Consider the following 16,503-nt stretch of genomic DNA (forward strand, 5'->3'; position numbering starts at 1 on the left):
TGTAAGAGTACAGTGTACGCTTACGTCGCAACGACACGCAATTTCACCATTCAATCCATGCCACGTTCACGTTCTCTGACGCACTCCGACCTCGCTGAAGCGGCCCTTCGCGTCGTCGACCGTGACGGTCTGCCGGCACTTTCGATGCGTACCGTCGCGGCGGAACTAGGCGTGGGCGCCATGTCGCTGTATCGCTACGTCGAGGATCGCGAGGCCATGGAAAGGCTCGTGGTCGACGAGGTGCTGGCGAGTGTCGAGACGGAAACGGGGCAACGTCTATCGTGGGATCGGCAGATCGCCCGGCTCATGGAAAGAATTCGTGATGCGGTGGGAGCGCATCCGTCGGTCGTGCCGTTGCTCCTGCTTCACCGCCATGATTCCCAGGCGGTGAAGCGATGCGCGGAAGCGTTCCTGCATAGGCTGACCGAAGGTGGATTCACGGGCAGACAGCGCGTTATCGCGTTGCGTACCCTGGTCAGCTACCTCAGTGGCGCGCTGCAGGCGCAATACGTGGCTCCGCTCGACGGACGGGGCACCGACGCAATGGCCGATGCATCGCACGGTGAATACCCGCTGCTGTCGGCAACGGCACGCGTTGCGCGACGGGTCACGCCTGACGAAGAGTTTCGAAGAGGAACCGAAATCCTGTTGCGTGGCCTGGCGAGTGTGCTTGAGGAGAAGTGAGCCTGTCTTTAGCTCACATCGGCGATCGAGGCGTCGCTGCCGCTGGACACTATTACCCCGCGAAAACGCGATCCGCTTTTCCCTCAACGCCCATCGCTTCGCGACGCAGTGGCGTCGCCATACCCGTTATCAGCAGGACCGGGTGACGCACCGGTGCCGGAACACACGCATTTTGGAGCACTGGAACCTATTCCCGCCTTGCAGGAAGCGGTCTGTCCGATCGGACAACTGACACTGCATATCTGATCGTCGTTCTGGTTCGCCGCAGCGCACTCCGACTGTGCCGGAACACACTGCGGAAAGATCCCGAGCGACATCAGGGCCATCAAACCAAGCGCATACCTGGACGTGATTCGCTGCATTTCGGCCTCGTTCGGTTACAAACCGGCAAGTTTGAGCTTCTCAATCGACAAGGCGCTAAATTTGCGCGAGCAGAAGGGGCTCGGCTATATTCCGTTCTTTATAAACATAGTCCACGGTCCTCTGCCTCGCCAGATCGATCAGTTTCTTCCGCCATCGGCCATCGTGCCTCATCGTGGCGTTGTGAACGCCTCAGACCAATCGACGGCCCGGAACTATACTGATGCACCAGGAGGTCCTCATGACCGATCAAGACAAACTGCACCCGCTTCGTCCGCTCCTTAAAAACTGGATCTGGGAGCATGGTCGAATCGGCACGCGATATCTCGACTGCGTCGATGGCGAAATCAAGTTTGATGAAGGGAAGAAATCGCGTTTCGCGGCCGAAGAATACATCTACGTGCCCCTCGATAAGGAACGCAACGACGCCGACGTGTCTGCCCGCGCACCGGCGATCCAGGAAGCAGGGCTCGCCCGGTTTCTGCGCGCGGCACAGATGGGCAAGCCGGAGGACGCCGGTTCGGTAGCCGAGGTTCAGCGCGCCGTGCAGGACTGTCTGGAACTCGGCCTGTTCAGCGCATATCAACGGGAGGCTCGAGAGGCATTTGCCCGCTATTCGCAGGAGCCCATGTTCGACGACGAGATCCAGGCAGCGGTTGTCGAGGACATTCGGCGCAGCTACGTCGGCATGCGGGAACAACTGGCGCTCTACGATTTCAGTGTGCTTTACGGCTTGTCCGCGCCGCTGCTTATCAGTGAAGCGCCCTTCATCGACTGGCGTGTGCGCGCCAGTCCGGCGCTTCCGTTTGTATCGCTTCCGCTCGGGCCGTACTGCCTGCTCGTCGGCGCATCGTCGGGCAGAAGCAGCCGAATCGGTCCGGTGGTCTGGAAGGCGGCCACCGCGCTGGGCCCGTTGAAGGACCATAACCGCCAGATCGTCGAGCACGCGCGTCTGTGGCTCGTCGCCACGACCGATGAGCCGCTCGCTGCGGCACAACCGCGTTTTGCCGTGGAGAAGGGATCAGAACCGCCCGCATGAAACATGCGACGGCCTCGACCGATCGGCAACGACTGTCGGCATAGCGACGCGCGCGAGTGTTAGCTCAGGCCATCTGCCACTACTGCCGCGAAAGCATCAGGTCAAGATTCTGAACCGCGGCGCCGGATGCGCCTTTGCCAAGATTGTCAAAGACCGCGGCCAGCAGGACCTGCTCGTGTTTCATATCAGGAAATACGCTCAGGCGCATGTCGTTCGTACCGTTTAGCACTTGCGGATCCAGATACTTCAGGTCGCGCGATTCGTTTAGCGGCAACACATGCACATGCGCCGCATCGGCATAGTGACGCGCGAGGCACGCGTGTAACGTGGTGCCATCCACCTCGCGCGCCAGCAGGCGCAACGCGAGCGGCACCGTCAGCACAATGCCCTGCCGAAACGCCCCATACGCAGGGACGAAAATGGGGCGTTGCGCGAGCCCGATGTGCCGCTGAATCTCCGGGGTGTGTTTGTGCGCGAGTTCCAGACCATACACCTGGTATGCGGGCGCGTTGACGGCGCCCGGGCTCTCGTGTTCCTCCACGCCGGCACGCCCGCGGCCGGAATAGCCGGACACCGCATGAATACTGATCGGGTAGTCGTCCGGTATGAGGCCAGCTTGCATCAGCGGCCGCAACAAGCCAACCGCGCCGGTCGGATAGCAACCGGGATTGGTGACGCGATGCGCGTTCGCAATGCGCTCGGCCTGTCCCGGTGTCATTTCCGGAAAGCCGTATATCCAGTCCGGCGCAGTGCGGTGAGCGGAACTTGCGTCGATCACTCTGACGTCAGGGTTAACAATGGCGTTGACTGCTTCGCGCGCGGCGGCATCGGGCAAACAAAGGATCGCGATGTCGCAGGCGTTGATCGCCTGCGCGCGCCGCCGCGCGTCTTTGCGCTCGGCAGCGGGAAGCGTGACGAGCCTGAGGTCGGTCCTGTTGCGTAGCCGTTCGTGAATCTGCAACCCGGTCGTGCCCTGGTCGCCGTCGATGAAAACAATAGGGGAACTCATACGCGCAGATATCCGGTGACGGTGAGTCGCTAGCAAGCAAAAGTGGACCTCCATATTCCGCGCGCCGCTAGAATAGGGAAAGTTGAATTTCCTGACTTCGACATTCAAATTTTCTGAATTTGGACGCTTATGCGAGAGATCAGCCTTGACCGCCTGCGCACGCTGGTTGCGATTGCCGACCGTGGCTCGTTTGCCGGTGCGGCGCGGGCATTGAATCTGGCGGCGCCGACGGTCAGCCTTCACATCGCTGAACTGGAAGACCGCATTGGGGCGCCGCTGCTGTCGCGCAAGCGCGGGGATGTCAGGCCGTCGGCGATAGGCGAGCTGCTGATCGAGCGCGCGCGCCGGTTGCTCGCCGATGCGGAGCAGGCGTTGGACGATATTCAACGCCAGGTGCAAGGGCTCGAAGGGCGCGTGCGGCTCGGTGCGTCGACTGGCGCAATCGCGCACCTGTTGCCGCAAGCGCTGGAGGCACTGCGCCAGGATCATCCCGCGATCGACATTCAGGTTGCGGTCCTTACTTCACAGGAAACGCTGTCCCGGCTCGTGGGCGGAACGCTCGATGTCGGGCTCGTCGCACTGCCTCAGCCGCCCGTTGCCGGACTTGTGATCAAGCCCTGGCGCCGCGACCCCGTGATGGCTTTCGTGCCGGCGCATTGGCGGTGTCCGGCCCGCGCCACGCCTGAATGGCTTGCCGCCCAACCTCTTATTCTCAATGACGCGACGACGCGTCTTTCGCGTTTGACCGCCGAGTGGTTTGCGTCCGCGGGGCACCATCCTGTGCCGCGCATCCAGCTCAATTACAACGATGCGATCAAGAGCCTGGTGGCGGCCGGATACGGCGCAGCGCTGTTGCCGCATGAAGCCACTACGCCGTTACCGGACCCGCGCATCGTCATGCGTCCGCTGCGCCCTGCCTTGTGGCGGCGGCTTGGCATTGCCCATCGCGCGGGATATGTCGAGCGGGCGACGCAGCACGTGCTGGATGTGGTGTGGGGCTTGCGATTGACTTAGGCCTATCCGACTGCCCGTTCGGTTTGGTCGAGGCAATAGCACATGCTTCCGGCGACACTCTCCGTTCACCGAATTTGTCGCCGCTTTTCCCACCATATGGGTAGTTGAGCTTCGATACCTGTGCGTCACCGCCAGCACGTCTTTGCCGCTTGACCTATACTGCAGCAAGTACTTAAGAAAATCGATCCATCAGGTGTTTTGCATGCCCCGGAATCGATCAGTCAACTTGCTGCAGCCAACGGTTATAGCGACCTCTCGCGCAATTCAATTACGCGTGCTTATTGCATGAGTTCGCTTGCGTCGACTTCTGTCACGCGACGTTTTCGTATAGTTGGTGCCGACGCCGGAATCGTGAGCGGCGAGTGCGGCTAGTGATTGCCCGATCCGCGGACAAGCGAATGGCGATCGGCTGCGTCAATATTCCAGCCCAATCACGGAGACGAACCTTGAACAAGGCAATCAGCACATTCATCGCGGCCGGTGCCGCTCTCGCGCTGTCGGGCGGCGCTAATGCCCAGAACAACACGCTGGCAACCCCGAGCGTCGTGTCGCCTGTCGCCGCTGCGGCCAATGCGACGAATGGCTACGGTACGCCCGGCGCCGGCAATTCGGACAGCGGCACGAGCGCCGGGTCGTCGAACGCGGGCGCGCCGAAGAGCGCGAATACGAGTTCGGCGGTCAACAGCACCGCTTACGGGGTCAACAATACGCTGGCGACGCCAAGCACCGCGTCGCCGGTCAAATAACGACAATCGCGTTTCGAGGGCCTGTGAAGGACCGCTGTCCGTATGGGCAGCGGTCCTTTGCTTTATTTGTCGCCTGTTTCATCGAACCGGTACGATATGGATCATTGCGATGCGGACCACATTTGTTCGAGCTCCATCGGGATGTGAAATGAGTATGCAGCTCCATCCTTTGCGTCTCTTTCCCGGCAACGATGTGCGTGCCGCCGTCGAAGACGCGCTGCGTCAGCAAGCGGTCTTCGCGGCTTATGTCGTCCAGGGCATCGGGAGTCTCGCGGTCGCTCAATTGCGATTTGCCGGTGCCGAGGCGCCAACTGCGTTAACGGGCGACCTCGAGATCGTGTCGTTAGCCGGATCGGTATCTCCCGACGGCGCGCATCTGCATATGTCGGTGGCCGATGCACGAGGTCAGGTGTTCGGCGGTCATGTGGCAAACGGATGCACGGTTCGCACGACAGCCGAACTCTTGCTCGCGCTGCTTCCCGATTATCGCTTTGCAAGGAAACTCGACCCGTCGACCGGCTTTATGGAGCTCGTGATCCAGAGCGGATCGTGAATACGGATAGGGTGGCGATCGGGCCGCAAGAAACGCGGCTCGTATGACGGTAGGCGCGTACTGGCAACATCGCCGCCGCTTGCACGAGGCAGGGAAGCGGTCGCTAGAGAATGTGAAGCCAGGCGAGCAGCGTGACGACCGAGAACAAAGTGGTCATCGAGATGACGCCGCTTACAACAGCCTTTTCGACGTCGTATTCGACCGCCAGCACATAAGCGCTTTTCGCGGTCGGTACAGCCGCGCATACGACGGCGGCAACGGTGGCCATGTGGTCGAGTTGCGCGGCGCGGCACAGCACATACACGACGAGCGGCACGATCGCGAGCTTGAGCGCGGTTAGCAACGCATAGAGTCCCAGCCGTTCGCGCAGTTCGCGTAGCGTGAGATCGAGTCCGACCGAGAAAAGCGCGCAGGGCGTCAACGCTTCGCCCAGAATCGCGAGCAACGACGCGACGGGTCCCGGCAAGGTTGCGCCAATCATCGACCAGATCACCGCGCAAACCGTCGCAAGGATGACGGGGTTGGTGGCGATCTGCCGGATCAGTGCCGCTCCGCGCAGGTTGCCCGCCGCGTCGCTGCGATCGGTTTCGAGGAGCACGACGAGCACAGGAAACAGGATGGCGCCGACAAATATCGTCGCGATCGCCGCCGCAAGCACACCAGGCTGGCCGAACAACGCCTTCAGTATCGGCAGGGCGACGAAACCCGTGTTGGTCATCGAAACCGCGGCGGCAAGTATCGCGCTGGTCCGCACGCTGGCGCCGCGCGCGATCCGCTCGAACAGCATCACGGCCGCGAAGCAAAGCATCGAGCCGCCGCCGAACGCCGCAACGAAGCGCCAGTCGAGCAGCGAGTGAAGCGTTTCGTCGGCGATCGTCAGAAATACCAACGCCGGCATCGCGACGTAGTAGGCGAAGCGCATCAGCGGCGCGGCGAGATCGCGCGATACATATCCGCAGACGCCAGCCAGCCATCCCGCCAGGATAATCGCGAAGATCGGAAGTATGGTGCCGGCGAGATGCATAACGACCCCCGGTGACGATCGAATGCGCAAGCCCGCTCATGCCTGCCCGTGAATGAGCGCCATTATCCGCGAAAGCCTCGGCAAAGTCGTTGAGGCTCGGGCAAACGTTAATGCGCGTCATTCGCCCAGAAACAAAGCGATCTCTACGCGAGTCGATTTCACGATTCCGGCAATCGGGATACGCTGAGGTCGATGCTTCAAAGCACAGCCCTGTGCGTATCACTGTTTCGAAAAGCGTCTGCTCTGAAGGCGCGCTAACGCACCGTCGCTGTACGGGACGCAGCGCATCGGCACGCGAGGCGCGTCGGTGTTTCTACTGATAGTCCCGGCTTACGCCACCTTTTACTCTCTCTGTATACGGAGTTCAGAATTCGGCGTGCGCACGCGTTTTTTCCGGTGCCGGGTTCGCGACGCCCGCCGCGCGATACAACATGGAGACGAGATGAAAGAGCCGGACTTTCTGATAGCGCACCCGGCAAGTGAGCATGATCCAGAGCGGTTCACGCTCGGCGAAACAGGGTTTTCATTTGGCGATCGCGAGCGCGCCCCTGCTGCGCTCGACGCGTGGATGAATGGCAGTGGCATTCCTGCCGGCGCGCGCGAAGTGCTTGAACATCACGCGCAGTTCAAGGATATCGTCGGTCTTATTGGTGTCCCGCACAGGTCGAGCGGCGCACGCGCTCCGTCTTCGGGTTGGGTGCTTGCCAGCAGTGTGGGCGGTCTCGTGTCGATTGCGGTTCGCGACGCGCGAAATAGCACAGCCAGGCAGCTCAGGGACGACACAGCGCTCGCAATAGCCGCGGCAAAACGTTATCGAGCGGTGTCTGCCGCCATCTTCGTGCAGGCAGGCAACGATAGGGACGCAAAGCGCGGACGCGAGGCGCTTCAGAGTGCCTTTGCGATGGATATCTCCGAATCGAATCGGCTGTTTTCCGTAATGCAGGCCGATGTTCCGGTCTGGATCGCGAGCCTTCTGGAAAAGGCCTGAGCCATCCACCGCTTCGCATCCCCGTTCTCGCGGACGTGTCAGGTAATGCTGGTAAGCTGATAGTATTCAGTATCCACAGCTTCTCCCAGTCATGGCAGCCAACCTTCTTAAAATACAGTCGCGCACCGACTATGTCGACGAGGTCTATCGGGTCCTGCTTGATGCGATCAGCGAGGGCTCGATAGCGCCCGGAACCCGGATTGTCCAGGAAGAGATTGCTGAGCAGCTGTCCGTGTCGCGCTCGCCCGTTCTGCAAGCGTTTCGTCTACTGAAGAAGGACGGACTGGTCGAAGACGCACCGGGGCGTGGCCTTCAGGTCACGCCGCTCGACGCGGCGCGTGTCAGTCACCTGTACGAGTTTCGCGGCGCGCTTGACAGCCTTGCTGCGCGCCTTGCCGCCCGCAAGAAGATCAAGATCGACAAATCGCTGGTCGCGACGGGCCGCAAAGTTTCGAAGGGCAATGACATTCGCGCCATGATCGAGGCCGACATGGCGTTCCATACGGCTATCTATGCAGCCTCCGGCAACCCGCTGATCGCGGAATCCGCGCGCCTTCACTGGATGCATTTGCGACGCGTGATGGGCGCTGTCCATCAGGTGATCGGTCAACGCAAGAGCGTCTGGGACGAACATGCGGCGATCGCCGATGCCATCGCGCAAGGCGATGAGGAACTCGCGGCGAAACTGAGCCTTCAGCACACGGAATTCGCGCGCAAGAATCTCGTCGAGAACATGAGCAAGGCATTGCCCGACCCGAGCGCGCTCGAACGTCGAGCCCGGTAGCGATTCGGGTCTTGCTGTCGGCGCTAGCGGAAAACGCCGCTGCTGCGGCGGATCGCAGCAGCGGCGTTTATGTGCGCGCTAGCGTCGGCGGTTGACCAGCGTCGGCGGCACCAACAGAACAAGCAGACCCGCGATCAGCAGACTCGCCGATAGGGCGAGCACGCCCGCACCCGCGGAACCGGTTGCTTGCTTGACGACCCCGATCAGCGATGGGCTGACCACGCCGGAAATGCTGCCGACTGAATTCGCAAAGGCAAGGCCCGCAGCGGCCGCTGCGCCTCCAAGGAACGCGGGCGGAAGCACCCAGAACTGTGAAATGGTCGTCATCACGCCCATCGTCCCGATCGTCAGCGCGATCATGGCGAGCACGGTCGAATGCGAAAACCACACGCTCAGTGCAAGCCCTGCTGCTCCCGTGAGGCCGGGCACGATCAGATGCCAGCGCCGTTCGCCGGTGCGATCCGAGCTCTGACTGACGAGTACCATCGCGACTGCGCCGACCGCATACGGAATCGACGTCAGCAGACCGACGTGAAGCGTATCCGAGACGCCGCTCGACTTGATCAGTGTCGGCAGCCAGAAACTCACACCGTACAGCCCCATCGTGTAGAAGAAGTAGATTCCGCTGACGAGAAGTATCTTCGGATTCAGCAGGCCGTCCTTGACCGAGTGCAGCATGTCTGCCGGTCTCTCGTCTTCCAGCTTGCGCTCGATGACCGCTTTCTGCGCGTCGGTCAGCCACGTCGCGTTCTGCACCTTGTCGTCGAGGTACAGGTAGGCCATCACGCCCAACACGACAGTCGGCAATCCCTCCAGCAGAAAGAGCCACTGCCAGCCGGCGAGCCCGTGAACGTCGGCAAGGGAGGTCATCAGCCAGCCGGACAGCGGCCCGCCGATCACACCGGACATCGGAATGCCTGTCATGAAGAGAGCGGTCATCTTCGAGCGGCGCGACGCGGGAAACCAGTAAGTCAGGTAGAGGACGATGGCAGGAAAGAAGCCGGCTTCCGCAAGGCCTAGCAGGAAGCGCATCACGTAAAACGTCGTCGGTGTTTTCACGAACATCATGCCGACCGAGATCACACCCCATGTCACCATGATGCGGGCAATCCACCGGCGTGGGCCTACGCGCAAAAGAATCAGATTGCTCGGAATTTCGAAAAGCAGATACCCGACGAAAAAGACGCTTGCACCGAATCCATACACCGCCTCGCTGAAGCCCAGATCGCCGAGCATCTGCAGCTTGGCGAACGCGACATTGATTCGATCGAGGTACGCGGAGAGATAGCAGAGAAATAGAAAGGGAATGAGCCGCCACGCTGCCTTGGCAAACGCGGACGATTCGCTTTCCTCAAGATATACGGCCGGACTATGGGAACTCATCGGTTGTCTCCTGGGGGCCTTCTGTTGAGTGGCTGGCTGGTTGGTGTTGCGATGTTTTATGTCCGCCCTTGTTGGTCTGCTTATTGAACTGCTTGATGACCTTGCCGGTGGCCTGCCGCGGCGCCCGTTCAGTCACCGCGGCAGGCGAGTCGGACCCGGTGCTCAGTCGAACATGTCCGGCTGGGTCGCGACAAGGTCGTTCCAGATGGTCTGGAAATGCAGCCAGCCGATGTATTCGCTGCCGACGTGTTCGCGGCTGTAGCGTGCGCGCTCCGGCGTGACTTCGGTCGGCGTGATGCCGGTGGCCTCGATCATCAGTTGCTGCTGGCAGCAGCGCTCCAGCGCGATGAACCAGAATGCGGCGGCGTCGATGCTGTGGCGGCTAGCCGTCAACAGACCGTGGTTCTGATGGATGGCCGCCTTTACCCCGGCAAATGCGTTCGCGACCTTGTTGCCGCCTTTGACCTCGACCGCGACCTTGCCGGCCTCGTCGCCGATCACGACGTGGTCTTCGTAGAACGCCGCGGCGTCCTGCGAAATCGGCGCAAGCGGTTTGCCGAGCGACGCGAACGCGGTGCCGTAGATCGTATGGGCGTGGCACATCGCGACGATATCGGGATGCTGCTCATGCACGGCGGCGTGCAGCACGAAGCCCGCGCGATTGATCGCGTGCCTGCCTTCGACCACGTTACCTTTGTGGTCCGCGCAAATGAGGTTCGACACCTTGACCTGATCGAAATGCACGCACATCGGGTTCGTCCAGTAGAGGCCCGGGTTGTCCGGATCGCGGACGGTCAGGTGACCGGCGAAGCCATAGTCGAAACCGTGGATGGCAAACGCGCGGCAGGCCGCAACAAGGCGTTCCTTCAGATGCCGACGGTGCGCCTCTGCTGAGGTGAACTGCGGCAGTTCCGGAAAGATCAGGCCTTCCTGGTCGGGTTGATAGATCGAAACCTTGCCAGGCTTCACGATCGATTCGGTTTGGGGTTCTGCGAGTGCTGTAGACATATGCAAGTCCTCCTGCGCATTGAATGGGAACATCGGGTTTTCGAACGGTCTGCCAGCGCGCCTCGGCTGATCCAGCGCGTCACGACGCTTTGCAGGGAGCAGGTTGTGTCGGCGGCGGTTACAGATCCAGGACCAGCGTGCTGCTTACCGGTCTCGATACACAGGCCGTGAGGTAGTCGCGCCGCTCCTCGTCGCTGAGGATGAAGTCGTTGTGTTCGACTTCTCCTTCGAGATAGCGAACCTTGCAGGTCGCACACAGGCCCGCACAGCAGGAGGTCGGAACGTCGACGCCCGCTGCGTCGAGCGCGTCGGCAAGGCTTTGGCCCGCGCTCAGATGGACGACCTGGCCGGTGCTGGCGATGGTCACGTCGCAGCCGTCCGCGGACTCCGCGCTCGCCGGTGTGCGCTTCGGTTGGTCAGGCGCTTTGAAATGCTCGAAATGCACGGTTCCCTTCGGCCAGTGACTGGCTGCATCGGCGCAGGCCTTCATGAAGCCCGAGGGGCCGCAGTAATAGACGTGTGTGCCCGGCGCCGGCTGCGCCAGCAGCTTCATGATGTCGAGCTGCTTGCGCTTGTCGCCGTCGTCGAAGTGGTAGTGCAACCTGCCATCGCGTTCCATGGCGGAAAATTCGTCGCTGAATGCGGCCGCTTCGCGATTGCGCGCGCAGTAGTGCATCTCGAACTCGACGTGATGCGTGTCGAGCTCGTGAGCCATTGCCTTCAGTGGCGTCACGCCAATGCCGCCGGCGATCAGGATGACCCGCTTCGCGTTGCCGTCGAGCGCGAAGTGATTGCGCGGCCGGCTGATGGTAACGATATCCCCTGCGGCCACGTCGTCGTGCATCGCGCGCGATCCGCCGCGGCCCGCTTCATCCTTGAGCACTGCGATGACGTAGCGGTTGCGCTCGGCAGGCGAATTGCACAGCGAGTATTGACGGATCGCGCCGTTCTTCAGGTGGATATCGATGTGCGAGCCCGCTTCGAAAGGCGGCAACTTCTCGCCGGACGGGCTCGTGAACTCGTACGAATTGATACCGTTGCCTTCGTACCGCACCTGCTTCACACGAACCTCGAGCGTGCCGGCGTCGGTATCCTGAATGGCCTCTTCTGCTTCCAGCGAGGTTTCCATCGCGATCTCCACTAGCGCTTCATCGACTGTTCGAGTTCATCGAACCTGCCACGCACAAACTCGGCGCGCTCCTTACCCTTCAACGGTTCGCTCTCGGTGAGGATCGCCACGACCGATCGGAGCACCTTGCGGCGCCGGGCGACTTCCTCCTCGACCGTTTCTCCTTCCGCGACTTCGAAGACATTGCCCGAGCAATAGCTGTTGGGCGAACCGCCCAGCTCACGGAACCATTCGGCAAAACCTTGGGCGGACGCGGCGGCATTGGTGCCGCGCACGGCGTCGCGCAGCATCTTGCGGAACTGATAGAGGCCTGCGTCGAACCGTGTCGGGTGCTCGAGCGCATGAACGGCGATCGGCCGCTGACTGATGATCGCTTCGTAGTCGCCCGGCGCGTATTGCGCGTCCTTGTAGTTGGCGCGCTCGCGATGGTTCGACGGAATGGGCGGCAGATCTTCCAGCTTGTATTTGCCGAACCGTTCCGGACGACGCATCGCCACTTGACCCTCGAGGAAGTCGATGGTCTCGTAGCCCACCAGCGCCTTGTTGCCGACGCCCCGCGTATCGATGCCCGGGCCCATGACGCGCCAGCCGATCATCTTGCTGTTCTCGTCGTCGACCGGCACCGTCCAGCGAATGATGTGGAAACGGCTGAACAGCTTCTTTTTCGAGCCGTCTTCGGAGGTGTATGCGTGCAAGCTCAGGTTCGGCAGGACCTGATGCTGGACACGAACGAAAAGCTTGTCCTTGTCGACCCGCCGGGCGCCGGCGCAGGCAAGGCTGCGGCCGCCTTGCACGGGCACGAAATTCATGTCCGGCGCCACTTCCATCGACGCCGCGCCCACTTCGTCGAACGTGGTGCCCTGATAGTGACCGTCTACAACGTTCTTGCCGGCATGCAAGGCAGTCGGGTGGTAATTATCGGCAGCGTTGTCCTGCACCTGCAGCCAGTTGCAGTGCTGGAAATTGCTATACGCAACGAGTTCGTCGCCTTCCATCACCGTGAAATCGCTTTCCCACTCGGGGAACGGCGGCTCTTCCTCCGGCGGTCCCATATACGCGAACACGAGGCCGTTTCGCTCGATCGCCTTATAGGCACCTTGACGGATCGAGCAGGCGAATTTTTCGGCTTCCTTTTCTTCGCCTTTGGGAAATGGAACATGCAGACATGTGCCGTCGACGTCGAACACCATGCCGTGATAGCAGCACATGATGCCGTGCTCCTGGATGGCGCCGTATTCAAGCGATGCGCCGCGGTGCACACAGTGGGCGTGCAGCACGCCCACACGGCCGCTCCTGTCGCGGAATGCGACGAGTTCTTCATTGAGGATCTTCAGAAACCGCGGCGTATCGGTGAGTTCGATCGACATGCACACCGGATGCCAGAAGCGGCGCATGAACTCGCCCATCGGCGTTCCTGGACCGGTTTCGGTCAGTTCGGGATCGTGGTCGGGCACCTTGTTCGTGTAATACCCGCCGTAAGGAATCAGTTTTTTCGCAACGGTCGAGGAGCCTCCGCCCGTGTGCTTCTGCTCGTCCATTTTTTCCGATTTGACGCTCATGTCCTTCTCCGATGATTGAGGGGATGCGCGACAGGCTGTATGCCAGTGTCGAACTCCGAGTTTCGTGTTCTGAACTCTGTATACAAAGAATAGAGATTGATGGCATCGTTGTCTTGCTAGGGTTAACGCTTGGGTCGCCGTTTCCGGAGGTCGGTCTCGGGTGTTTCGAACGGGGATGGGAGCGTGGCGATGTGCGGAAAGGACTTACAGGTCGACGACAAAAATCGAAATGCGCTTGCTGTTCGCGTCATGGATCGTTGCGCTGTGTACACTTGTACGCGTATCCGTCCACTTCAGGAGAACCGGAATGGCCAGCAAAAACACGATCTGTCTCTGGTACGACGGCGCCGCGCTGGAGGCCGCGACGTTCTACGCCGCGACCTTCCCGGATACCGCGGTAGGAGCCGTTCATCGCGCGCCTGGCAACTTTCCCGCGGGAAAAGAGGGCGATGTCCTGATGGTCGAGTTCACCGTGATGGGCATTCCGTGTATCGGCCTGAACGGAGGCTCGGCATTCAGGCAAACCGAGGCGTTCTCGTTTCAGGTTGCGACCGACGACCAGGCCGAAACGGATCGCTTATGGAGCGCGATTGTCGGAAACGGCGGGCAGGAAAGCGCATGCGGCTGGTGCAAGGACAAATGGGGACTGTCGTGGCAGATCACGCCACTCGCATTGATGGCCGCGATTGCCGACCCCGATCGAGCGGCCGCGAAGCGCGCGTTCGAAGCGATGATGCAGATGGGAAAGATCGACATCGCCGCGATCGAAGCGGCTCGACGTGGTTGAGCGGATTCCGAGGGTTACTGCGTTCAGGCCGTCTGCACGCCAAGGTCGCTCACGTCGTCGAGCAGGCATCGGCGACCTTGCGTTTCTTCGATAGTGTAGTGCGGATCTGTTTCGACGCCGTGCTTGCCGTCGGCTCCGTAGCCGTTCAGTTGCCCGAATAAATAAATGATTTCACTTGGGCAAGAGCCCAGTTGCCCGGTAGCCTTCGATCAACGCATCGAAGAGCGCGACATCCGAACGGCCGCGCGCCATCAATTGAGCGCCGACGACTGCCGAGAAGATGGAGCGGGCTCGCTTCTTCGCCTCTCTCGGACCGACGATGCCCGCTCCCGACAAGGTTTTTCCGAGCCATGCGATGTTCACGTCGGCAAAGGTTTGAACTTCTTTCTTTACCACGTCGGGCAGATCGTCGTACTCGGCCGTCATGAAGCTCGCGAGACACATGCGATTGCCGTTTTCGAGCGACTTGCGGAACGTCTCGTCCGGGTATCTGCGCAGGCGCTCGACGGGGTCGTGCACCTCGGCCGATAGCGCTTCCAGCGACGCGGCCGTGTCCTCCCAGTAACGTCTGGCAACTGCCGCCGCAAGCTCGGCCTTGCTCGGAAAATGATGATAAAGGCTCGCGGCCTTGATACCCACCTCTTCCGCAAGAGTACGGAGATTCAACCCGCCGTAACCGTGCGCCTGCGCGATCTGCCTTGCGGCGGCCAAAATCCTGTCGCTTGAACTCACGTCTGCTCGATTCTTCACGGACTCGCCCAAAAGGTGTAGACGAATCGTATTATAGCTTTTGGCGTCGTACCTAACAAACGATAGACAGAAGAATCTCTCCCTTTGTACGGTGCCGCCACGACGATGGAAGGCCGCAACCGAGTGCCGCGCGCGCTGCGCTCAGGGTTTGGCCGAAACCGATTCCATTCCGTGACGCCGCGCGAGGCTTGCCGCCTGGTCCGAGGCGATGAACGCGAGAAACGCTGCGGCGACATCGCGATTCGGGCAAGTAGTCGTGATGGCCGCACTGAACACCGTCACCGAGGCAATCGATGATGGCAGCGTTCCGAGCATGGCGATGCCTTCTACGTGCATGAGTTCGCTCAATTGCTGAAAGCCGATCTCGACGTTGCCATCCGCAATCAGCGAGCCGACCGGCACGCCGGGCTTCGCCTGGACGACACGCGGCTCGCGAGGCGCGATGCCCCAGCGTTCGAGCAGCTTCAGCACATGTGCGCCGCTCGGCCCGGTCGAATAGCCTATCGTTTTCGCACGCAGGATCGCCTCGCGCAAAGCCGACTCGCTGCTGATGTCGGGTGCCGCGGTGCCGTCTTTGACAGCAACGGCAATCGACGAGCGCACCACATCGACGAGGCTATCGCGCGCAATATGACCTGCATCCGCGAGACGGGCCATCGCATCCGATGCAAGCACGACGACGTCGAACGCCTCTCCGCTCTCCACACGCTTTGCCGCTTCGACGCCGCCCACGGATTCGATCGCGACTCGCTGCCGCGTCTGTCGTTCATATAGCGCCGCCAGGTCCGCGAGCAAGCCGCGCGTCGCCATCGACGAAATGCCGGTCAAGACAGGCTCAGCCGACATGGCGCACCCCTCCCGTTACGTTCGGTGTGCGCATTGGGCGCAGCGGGTGCATGGGGTGCGTCGGCTTGTTGCGCCGTGCTTCCGGCGCGTCGAGCGCGGTCGAGCAGGGGCCGTGAACGTCGATGGTCATGAGAGGGCTTCCTCGCTGATAACGTGAACTAGAAGGTGTGCTGCATGCCCACGCCGAATGTGCTTCCCGATGGATTCGCCGTGAGCTTGTCGTAGGAGTACAAGGCGTAGACGTAAGTCCGCTTGGACAGGATGTAGTCGTAAGCGATGGTGCCCGTGTTGCGCACGCTGTCTGCGTCGCGCGGGGCGCTGTGCTTCGTGCGCGCCCATTCGGCACGGATGTCGTTCACCGAGTTGATGGGCACCCTGAAGCCGAGCTCGTAGGTATGCGATCCCGTTTCCGCCTCGTTGTTGCTCGTCATCTGCGCGGCGCCATACAGCTTGACGACGCCGAAGTCGTAGGCAGCCCCGGCAAGGTAGAGATTCTGCGGCGCCACCACCGGCGCGAGGACCGACGAGCGCACGCGCTGCGCGGAGAAGACGGCCGTCATCGGTCCGTGGATGTAGGTGAGGTGCAGGCCCAGGTTGTCATGCCCTTGATGCCCGGCCGTATCGCTCACGCCATAGATGACCGCTCCCGTCAGTCCGTGGAAGTTCGGCGACACGTATTCCACGGCGTTGCGCCAGACGGTATCGCCGATTTCCGTGTTCCCGAAGGTTGCCGTATACGACTGCACGATCAGCGGCGAGAACACCAAAGTCGGATCGTAGCCATGTCGTTCTGTGAGCCAAGGAGTTGGTAGAATGTTTTGTCTTCCTAAGACCGCTTGG

The 16,503-nt window shown here is 61.3% G+C and carries 18 protein-coding genes; 8 read left to right on the plus strand and 10 right to left on the minus strand.

The genetic code is table 11. The annotated features are described in order from the left end of the window. The first annotated feature begins 12 nt into the window (after positions 1-12). Positions 13-684: a TetR/AcrR family transcriptional regulator C-terminal domain-containing protein gene (locus QYH69_RS31190; RefSeq protein ID WP_308835529.1), complete on the plus strand. Its 672-nt coding sequence runs from the start codon at positions 13-15 to the stop codon at positions 682-684. A 601-nt stretch (positions 685-1,285) separates the two neighbouring features. Continuing rightward, positions 1,286-2,083: a hypothetical protein gene (locus tag QYH69_RS31195; RefSeq protein ID WP_308835530.1), complete on the plus strand. Its 798-nt coding sequence runs from the start codon at positions 1,286-1,288 to the stop codon at positions 2,081-2,083. Positions 2,084-2,162: 79 nt separating this feature from the next. Here the strand turns inward: QYH69_RS31195 and argC are convergent, their stop codons facing one another. Then, on the minus strand, positions 2,163-3,092 hold the full coding sequence (gene argC, locus QYH69_RS31200) for an N-acetyl-gamma-glutamyl-phosphate reductase (RefSeq protein ID WP_308835531.1): 930 nt from the start codon (positions 3,090-3,092) through the stop codon (positions 2,163-2,165). Between the two features lie 129 nt (positions 3,093-3,221). Here argC and QYH69_RS31205 point away from each other — a divergent pair, with 129 nt between their 5' ends. The 3 genes from QYH69_RS31205 to QYH69_RS31215 all read left to right on the plus strand — a co-directional run bounded on the left by QYH69_RS31205 (position 3,222) and on the right by QYH69_RS31215 (position 5,405). Then, positions 3,222-4,106 carry a LysR family transcriptional regulator gene (locus QYH69_RS31205; RefSeq protein WP_308835532.1) on the plus strand — a complete coding sequence of 295 codons (885 nt, stop codon included), beginning with the start codon at positions 3,222-3,224 and terminating at the stop codon, positions 4,104-4,106. Between the two features lie 446 nt (positions 4,107-4,552). Continuing rightward, a complete protein-coding gene (locus QYH69_RS31210; RefSeq protein ID WP_308835533.1) occupies positions 4,553-4,852 on the plus strand; it encodes a hypothetical protein in 300 nt (99 codons plus the stop codon). Between the two features lie 154 nt (positions 4,853-5,006). Then, the gene (locus tag QYH69_RS31215) at positions 5,007-5,405 is read left to right on the plus strand and encodes a DNA-binding protein (RefSeq protein ID WP_308835546.1); all 399 of its coding nucleotides are present in this window, start codon (positions 5,007-5,009) and stop codon (positions 5,403-5,405) included. Between the two features lie 103 nt (positions 5,406-5,508). Here QYH69_RS31215 and QYH69_RS31220 read toward each other — a convergent pair whose 3' ends face one another. Further along, entirely contained in the window at positions 5,509-6,429 is a 921-nt protein-coding gene (locus QYH69_RS31220) for an AEC family transporter (protein WP_308835534.1), read from the minus strand. Positions 6,430-6,871: 442 nt separating this feature from the next. On the opposite strand from QYH69_RS31220, the gene QYH69_RS31225 reads away from it, so the two are divergent. Together QYH69_RS31225 and QYH69_RS31230 are read left to right on the plus strand one after the other, a co-directional pair. Further along, positions 6,872-7,417 (plus strand): hypothetical protein, encoded by a 546-nt coding sequence (locus QYH69_RS31225; RefSeq protein WP_308835535.1) that lies wholly within the window; start codon positions 6,872-6,874, stop codon positions 7,415-7,417. A 91-nt stretch (positions 7,418-7,508) separates the two neighbouring features. Beyond that, positions 7,509-8,201: a GntR family transcriptional regulator gene (locus tag QYH69_RS31230; protein WP_308835536.1), complete on the plus strand. Its 693-nt coding sequence runs from the start codon at positions 7,509-7,511 to the stop codon at positions 8,199-8,201. 78 nt (positions 8,202-8,279) lie between these two features. Here the strand turns inward: QYH69_RS31230 and QYH69_RS31235 are convergent, their stop codons facing one another. The 4 genes from QYH69_RS31235 to QYH69_RS31250 all read right to left on the minus strand — a co-directional run bounded on the left by QYH69_RS31235 (position 8,280) and on the right by QYH69_RS31250 (position 13,280). Next, entirely contained in the window at positions 8,280-9,584 is a 1,305-nt protein-coding gene (locus QYH69_RS31235; protein ID WP_308835537.1) for an MFS transporter, read from the minus strand. Positions 9,585-9,746: 162 nt separating this feature from the next. Further along, the gene (locus QYH69_RS31240) at positions 9,747-10,592 is read right to left on the minus strand and encodes a class II aldolase/adducin family protein (RefSeq protein WP_308835538.1); all 846 of its coding nucleotides are present in this window, start codon (positions 10,590-10,592) and stop codon (positions 9,747-9,749) included. Between the two features lie 118 nt (positions 10,593-10,710). Then, the gene (locus QYH69_RS31245; RefSeq protein ID WP_308835539.1) at positions 10,711-11,721 is read right to left on the minus strand and encodes a PDR/VanB family oxidoreductase; all 1,011 of its coding nucleotides are present in this window, start codon (positions 11,719-11,721) and stop codon (positions 10,711-10,713) included. A gap of 11 nt (positions 11,722-11,732) precedes the next feature. Continuing rightward, positions 11,733-13,280 carry a Rieske 2Fe-2S domain-containing protein gene (locus tag QYH69_RS31250; protein ID WP_308835540.1) on the minus strand — a complete coding sequence of 516 codons (1,548 nt, stop codon included), beginning with the start codon at positions 13,278-13,280 and terminating at the stop codon, positions 11,733-11,735. A gap of 307 nt (positions 13,281-13,587) precedes the next feature. Between QYH69_RS31250 and QYH69_RS31255 the strand changes: the two genes are divergently transcribed. Further along, positions 13,588-14,067 (plus strand): VOC family protein, encoded by a 480-nt coding sequence (locus tag QYH69_RS31255; RefSeq protein WP_308835541.1) that lies wholly within the window; start codon positions 13,588-13,590, stop codon positions 14,065-14,067. A 171-nt stretch (positions 14,068-14,238) separates the two neighbouring features. Here the strand turns inward: QYH69_RS31255 and QYH69_RS31260 are convergent, their stop codons facing one another. The 4 genes from QYH69_RS31260 to QYH69_RS31275 form a co-directional block, all read right to left on the minus strand. Next, positions 14,239-14,817 (minus strand): TetR/AcrR family transcriptional regulator, encoded by a 579-nt coding sequence (locus tag QYH69_RS31260; protein WP_308835547.1) that lies wholly within the window; start codon positions 14,815-14,817, stop codon positions 14,239-14,241. 141 nt (positions 14,818-14,958) lie between these two features. Beyond that, positions 14,959-15,663, minus strand: a complete 705-nt coding sequence (locus tag QYH69_RS31265; protein ID WP_308835542.1) for a substrate-binding domain-containing protein — start codon at positions 15,661-15,663, stop codon at positions 14,959-14,961. Continuing rightward, positions 15,653-15,793: a hypothetical protein gene (locus QYH69_RS31270; RefSeq protein ID WP_308835543.1), complete on the minus strand. Its 141-nt coding sequence runs from the start codon at positions 15,791-15,793 to the stop codon at positions 15,653-15,655. The genes QYH69_RS31265 and QYH69_RS31270 overlap by 11 nt, the downstream gene beginning before the upstream one ends. A 28-nt stretch (positions 15,794-15,821) precedes the next feature. Continuing rightward, positions 15,822-16,503, minus strand: a 682-nt coding sequence (locus QYH69_RS31275; protein WP_308835544.1) for a porin, incomplete at its 5' end; no start/stop codon positions are given.

Source organism: Paraburkholderia sp. SARCC-3016, assembly GCF_031119615.1.
Classification (GTDB): Bacteria; Pseudomonadota; Gammaproteobacteria; order Burkholderiales; family Burkholderiaceae; genus Paraburkholderia.